7 protein-coding genes are annotated in these 5,784 nt (G+C 40.8%); all 7 read right to left on the minus strand.

Annotated features, from left to right (window positions below):
* Positions 1 to 521, minus strand: a 521-nt coding sequence (locus WA010_RS00015; protein WP_422555129.1) for an AMP-binding protein, incomplete at its 3' end; no start/stop codon positions are given.
* A complete protein-coding gene (locus WA010_RS00020; RefSeq protein ID WP_422555130.1) occupies positions 518 to 1,696 on the minus strand; it encodes an OmpP1/FadL family transporter in 1,179 nt (392 codons plus the stop codon). The genes WA010_RS00015 and WA010_RS00020, both read right to left, overlap by 4 nt.
* On the minus strand, positions 1,696 to 2,544 hold the full coding sequence (gene nfo / locus WA010_RS00025; RefSeq protein WP_422555131.1) for a deoxyribonuclease IV: 849 nt from the start codon (positions 2,542 to 2,544) through the stop codon (positions 1,696 to 1,698). Before nfo ends, WA010_RS00020 begins: the two co-directional genes overlap by 1 nt.
* A 141-nt stretch (positions 2,545 to 2,685) precedes the next feature.
* A complete protein-coding gene (locus tag WA010_RS00030; RefSeq protein WP_422555132.1) occupies positions 2,686 to 2,976 on the minus strand; it encodes a type II toxin-antitoxin system RelE/ParE family toxin in 291 nt (96 codons plus the stop codon).
* Entirely contained in the window at positions 2,961 to 3,194 is a 234-nt protein-coding gene (locus WA010_RS00035) for a hypothetical protein (RefSeq protein WP_422555133.1), read from the minus strand. Before WA010_RS00035 ends, WA010_RS00030 begins: the two co-directional genes overlap by 16 nt.
* 51 nt (positions 3,195 to 3,245) lie before the next feature.
* Entirely contained in the window at positions 3,246 to 4,889 is a 1,644-nt protein-coding gene (locus WA010_RS00040) for a hypothetical protein (protein WP_422555134.1), read from the minus strand.
* Between the two features lie 23 nt (positions 4,890 to 4,912).
* Positions 4,913 to 5,784: pyridoxal phosphate-dependent aminotransferase (locus WA010_RS00045; RefSeq protein ID WP_422555135.1), on the minus strand; the 872-nt coding region annotated here is incomplete at its 5' end.

Below are 5,784 nucleotides of genomic sequence, written 5' to 3' on the forward strand. Positions count from 1 at the left end.
GTGTAAAAAATAACTGCCGTATCATCCAACTGTGAGGGAGATGGACTGTGCGTGTGCAAGTGATCGCTTAGTATCTCATCCAATACTAAATGTTGTGAATCCTCTTTTGGTGCTTTATCGATCCAGATGGTGTGAGTAATCGTCTCTACCGAATCGCATAAATCAGTTACCTCTTTGAGAAACTTAGAGGATGTGATCAAGACTTTTGCGCCGCAATCACTCAAGATATAGCGATACTCTTCGTTTTTGAGTATCGTGTTGATCGGAACCGTAACCGCACCGAGTTTGCTAATCGCAAACACACTTTGGACAAACTCGACCCCATTCGGAGCGATCAAAGCGATACGATCCCCTTTATTGATACCGATGAGTTCCAATACACGAGCCGTTTGATCCACTCTCTCTAAAAATTGTTTGTAGCTATAACTCTCATCTTCGACAAAAATAACTTTTTTGGATGGATTTTCTCGTGCGACACCGGAGAGCATCGCATAAAAATTTTCATACGGATAGTGGATCAAAAGCGGTACTCAATTCCGGCAGTAACCAAGTAAGCTCTAGCATTGGAAAACTCACCATTGATTGAGGTATTGTGTACTTCACGAGATTGTTTTAAATCAACCAATCCGGCTAAGCCAATATTCCACTGATCATTGAGCTGATAACGTCCTCCGAGTGAAACTATCCATGCATCCGAGTCAGGAAGCTCATAGCCCAACGTCGCTTCCGGTACCGGTGTTTCATCATACGCTACCCCTGCCATCGCCGTCCATTTATCGTATTTTTGAGTTAACCCCAAACGATACGTATTGGTATTTTCCCAATTTTTGCGTACCGGAGCATCAAAATAAGGGGCCAAACCGCCAATCGATACAGGATAATTAAAATCGAGATAATCGTACGCTGACCACATTGTACGTTCAAATACTGCCTCAACCGTTGTTCCATGACCAAAAGTATAGGAAGCGGCCAAATTTAATGCGGCAGGAACCGGAACACTGACGCTGACATCACCGTTATACGCCAAAGTTGAACCAGAATAGAGTTTAGCATTTCCTTCTACTGACAAATCAATATTAGACCGGTACGTCGCCGCTAAATTTAATGCCTGAGTAGGTTTATATAAAAGTGCAATGTTATATCCATAATCGATTGCACTTCCTTCCATATCACGTGAAACAGCTGCTGAACTTTTTACAATGCCGCTTGTGTGAATAATCCGAAATCCAGCACCAAAGCTCACTGTATCACTTAATGGAACTGCAAATGATGGATTCACTTCTACCGTTTGTAAGGTAAACTCTTCCGCCGTTGCTTTAGGAGTAGAATGATCCCAACGTTTAGACAAACCCGCCGGAACGATAACACTCAATCCAACACGTGCACCGTTGTCCCCGAGTTTTTTCGAAGCAAAATGGAGAGTCGGAACTAAAAAATTCTCTTTTTTTGAACTATAATCACTTGTACCGTCAAAATCGATTGAACTTAACCCGATATAGGTCATATCTGCTTCAAACAGATTGGCATCTTCGTTATACACCATCGCCGCAGGGTTGTAATACGCCGCATCGGCTCCATGTGAAGCAGCCACATACGCGGCACTCAGAGCCGTACCATTGATCGAACTCTCTGGGATTTTATATCCCCCAGCCATTGCTGCGGCTGCTGCAGCCGACAGTAATACTATGTATCGCATCATCTCTCCTGTAGTGAGTAAAGTAGTTCAATCTCCTGAGCCCAAATCGTCTCATCGATCGTCTCAAGTACCAACGGAATATCATCCATTCTCGGATCGTTCATGATAAATCCGAACGCATCGAGACCTATTTTCCCTTTTCCAAGTGAGTCATGTCTATCGACATGGCTTCCCAGATCGGGTTTGGAATCGTTGATGTGCATCCCTTTGAGGTACTTAAATCCCACTATTGTATCAAACTCCGCCCAGGTTGCGTCATATGCCGCGCGGGTTCGGATATCGTAACCTGCCGTAAACATATGGCACGTATCGATACAAACACCGACACGGGATTTGTCATTTATACGCTCTATAATGGCACTCAGGTGTTCAAATCTCCATCCCAAATTGCTTCCTTGACCTGCCGTATTTTCAATTACTAAAGTGACACCATTTGTAACACTTAATGTTTCATTCATGCTCGAAGCGATCCGATCGATGCACTCCTCTTCGCTGATTTGCTTCAAATGGCTCCCCGGATGGAAGTTCAATCTATCGAGTCCCAGCTGGCTACAGCGTTGAACCTCATCAATAAACGCTTCGAGAGATTTGAGGCGTTTATCCTCTTCGGGATGACCGAGATTGATCAGATACGAATCGTGAGGGAGGATGTGTTTCGGGAGGATTCCGCTTTTTGCGAGATTGGCTCTAAAAAGAGCAATCGTCTCCTCATCCAAAGGCTTCGCAGCCCACTGTTTTTGGTTTTTGGTAAAAAGGGCAAATGCTTTCGCCCCGATTTTCATTGCGTTTAGGGGAGCGTTAAAAACACCGCCCGAAGCGGAGACGTGAGCTCCTACAAATTTAGACATATTAATTTCCTTGTGTATTTTTAATTATTTGAACTGTTTCCATTTTGAAAATAGTTGAAAACTCCAAATTTAGCAGTATGTTCCAAAATGGAACTAACTCAGACAACTATTGGGAAATTCCGAATAGTTAGATTTGTATCTTCATTTATCTTGCCATTTGAAAATTTCCAAAATCCGAATCGTTTGTTCCTCTTTGATTTCATAAACGATGGTATATCCGTTATGGATAAAATCACGCACATTCTCATCATCCGCATATAGAGACATTCTTCCCATCATCGGCTGAGTTTTTAAAAGGTGGAATTTCGCGTCAAGATCGTGTTGAAAATCAATTGCGGCGGAACGTTTATCGAGAGCAATAAAACGGAGGATATTTTGAAATTGAATAGTGAATTTTCGGTTGCGAACAATCCGAATTACACGGTTTTCCAAAAGGCTTCCATATCGCTTTTGTATTCCTCTTCAGAAAGATAATCATCTGAAGTCCTCGCATTCTCTACGCGTGCACGCGCTTCATCCATCGATAATACGATAAACGAAGGTTTTTTTTCTAAATGAGCAACTGCTTTTTCGAGGAACTGCACGATAGACTCTGATGAATGGTGAAAGAAATTTTCGACCGCAGGATTATTAATTTGCACACTTAACATTCATCCCTCCTTCTGTCATAATTCTCAATATTATATCATAAGCATCAAATTTCATTTCGCTACAGACAACTTAGTTGATGGAACCATCAGAGTCTCTATTTTTAACCAGCTACTCGTAAAACACTGATTATCAGCTTTCTGATTATTTGAATTACTAATATTATAAGGTTTGGTTTTCACGTATATTCCATCAACTTTTTGTTTGTACAACATATATCCTTTCCCATTCCCACAATTAAAAGCTTTATACACGACAGGTGTAAAACTCCCATCATAAACAGAGCTGACAATTTTTTTCATCTCATCATCAACAATATTCTTGGTAATTTCAGATGCATTAAAATGGAGAAATGTCCCTTGAAGTGTATGCATATTATTAGCCAAATACAATTTGGATTCTATAGACACTTTTGAACTGTTAAAATAATTGCTAACATTTTTATGAAATTTCTTCAAATCTTTAATTACAAATTCATCAATACTATAGTCATACCTTACCCCGTCCATAACATTAGGATAAAATAATTGAAGTGTAAAGAAAGCACTATAACGATCTCTTAGGTTTTTATATTGTCGTGCGACATAAGTATTTTCGTTGCTATAAAAAAGTGCCCGCACATTTGGGTTACCCCCTGTTTTCATCACATTAGCGGTCGTCTTAATTTCTTGTTCAATGATATGCTTGTTCACATCAGCCGCAGAGAAAGCTTCGAGAATCCAAATCTGTTTATCAGTTTCAGAAACAATGGGTAATGAACTAAGTTTATATTCTTTTTGAATGGATCTAAGTAACGCATTAAAACCTGACCATTCTTCAATAAACTGATCAAAAGAACGCTCTGAATCAATGATATTTTTTGACATTGAAAAAGCAAGTTTGCGAAGATACTCATTCGCGTTGTATGCAATGTCACTTCTTAAAACTGTACCATAACCACGAAGTTTAGGTAATTTTTCGGTTTCATGATGAACTGTATAATTAGGAATCATTGATGTTTCCATGATTGAAATTCGCGGATCAAACATCAATCTAGCTTCATACACAAGCCCTTCATCTCCATCATTTTTAATAAAACGTCCTGATCTATGGAAAAAAGGAGCCTTAACATTAAAATTGAGTACATTTAGTTCAATTTTTTCAACTCCCACTTGCTCTAATGTTTTCAGTTCGGAAGGTTGACTTATGCCATCTTGAGAACGATCTTGCCATATCATTAGCTTTGAATAAAGCTTATCATCTTTATTGATTATATCATCATGATTGCTATCAGCTATTTTTTGGAGTTCTTCAAGCCCCCCAACTGCATTTTTCCCAAATACCTCATTTATTCCATCAATTTGACCATTATGATTTTTATCCAATACAAGAATTCCATCAACGGCATAAATCCAGCTCGTTTTTTCTTTAAAACCATCACCTGTAAGATCAAAATAAGCAGTTGAATCCGCAAATGGTACCGTCGAAAAATTTTCATTGTTGGATAAATCAAGAACTAGTATCCTATTCTTTCTTCTGATACCATCATTATCACGACCTAAAACCTCCGTAGTAACTCCAATATCTTCAAGAAGATCATTTTTAAATCCAATGTAAAAATCTTGAAAATCACCAGAGCTATATCCGTTGCCCATTAGTTCTCTTGTCGTCATAAAAACGCCTATAAAGAGTATAAAAGCTATAAACCACTTTGTCATAGAATTTACCTTGTGTGAATGTATTAGCGCAGTTTTCGAATTCTCTCTGCCGCATCTTCGAGTACATCTAGCGGTTTAGAATAGCAAAAGCGAACCATATTTTTCCCCGCATCATCGTGGTAAAACGCCCGTCCAGGAACCGATGCAACCCCTGTTTTTTCTAAAATTGCCATCGCTTTGTCAAAATCATCATTTCCTATAACACTACTTACGTCGGTCATAACGTAATAGGCACCCGCAGGGACACTCGGAATCAATCCCGCATCGCGAAGTGCATCACAGAAAAGATCGCGTTTATGCTCGTGGATGCGGGCAAGCTCGGTGTAATACTCATCCCCTAGTTCTTCCAACCCGACCGCCGCGCCGATCTGTAATGGTGCAGGGGCGCAGACGTAGATGAGATCGTTGAGCTGCGCCATCGCTTCGATAACGCTCACGGGGGCAATAGCGTATCCCAACCGCCATCCGGTGATACTGAATACTTTAGAAAATCCGCTCAGTACAACACATCGATCTTTGAGGCTCGGAACACTGAGCGCCGTGATATGAACTGCATCACCGTATAAAAAGTGCTCGTACATCTCATCGGCAAAGACGATCAGATCGTGTTTTTCAGCAAAAGCTCCGATTTGCTCCAACTCTTCACGAGTATACACCTTGCCGCTCGGATTGGCGGGGTTACAGATCACCATCACTCTCGTTTTCGGAGTCACTACTGATTCGAGTGCATCTAAATCTAGTTTCCACTCAGGAGCTTCGAGCCGAACAAACGTCGGTACGGCACCGAGCGAAGTAAGGGTGGAGCGGTGATAGCCGTAATAGGGTTCGAACAATATCACCTCATCGAGGGGGTTGAGTAATGCCATACACGCCGTATAAAATGCCCCTGTCGCTC

Source organism: Sulfuricurvum sp. (genome assembly GCF_049305995.1).
Lineage (GTDB): Bacteria > Campylobacterota > Campylobacteria > Campylobacterales > Sulfurimonadaceae > Sulfuricurvum.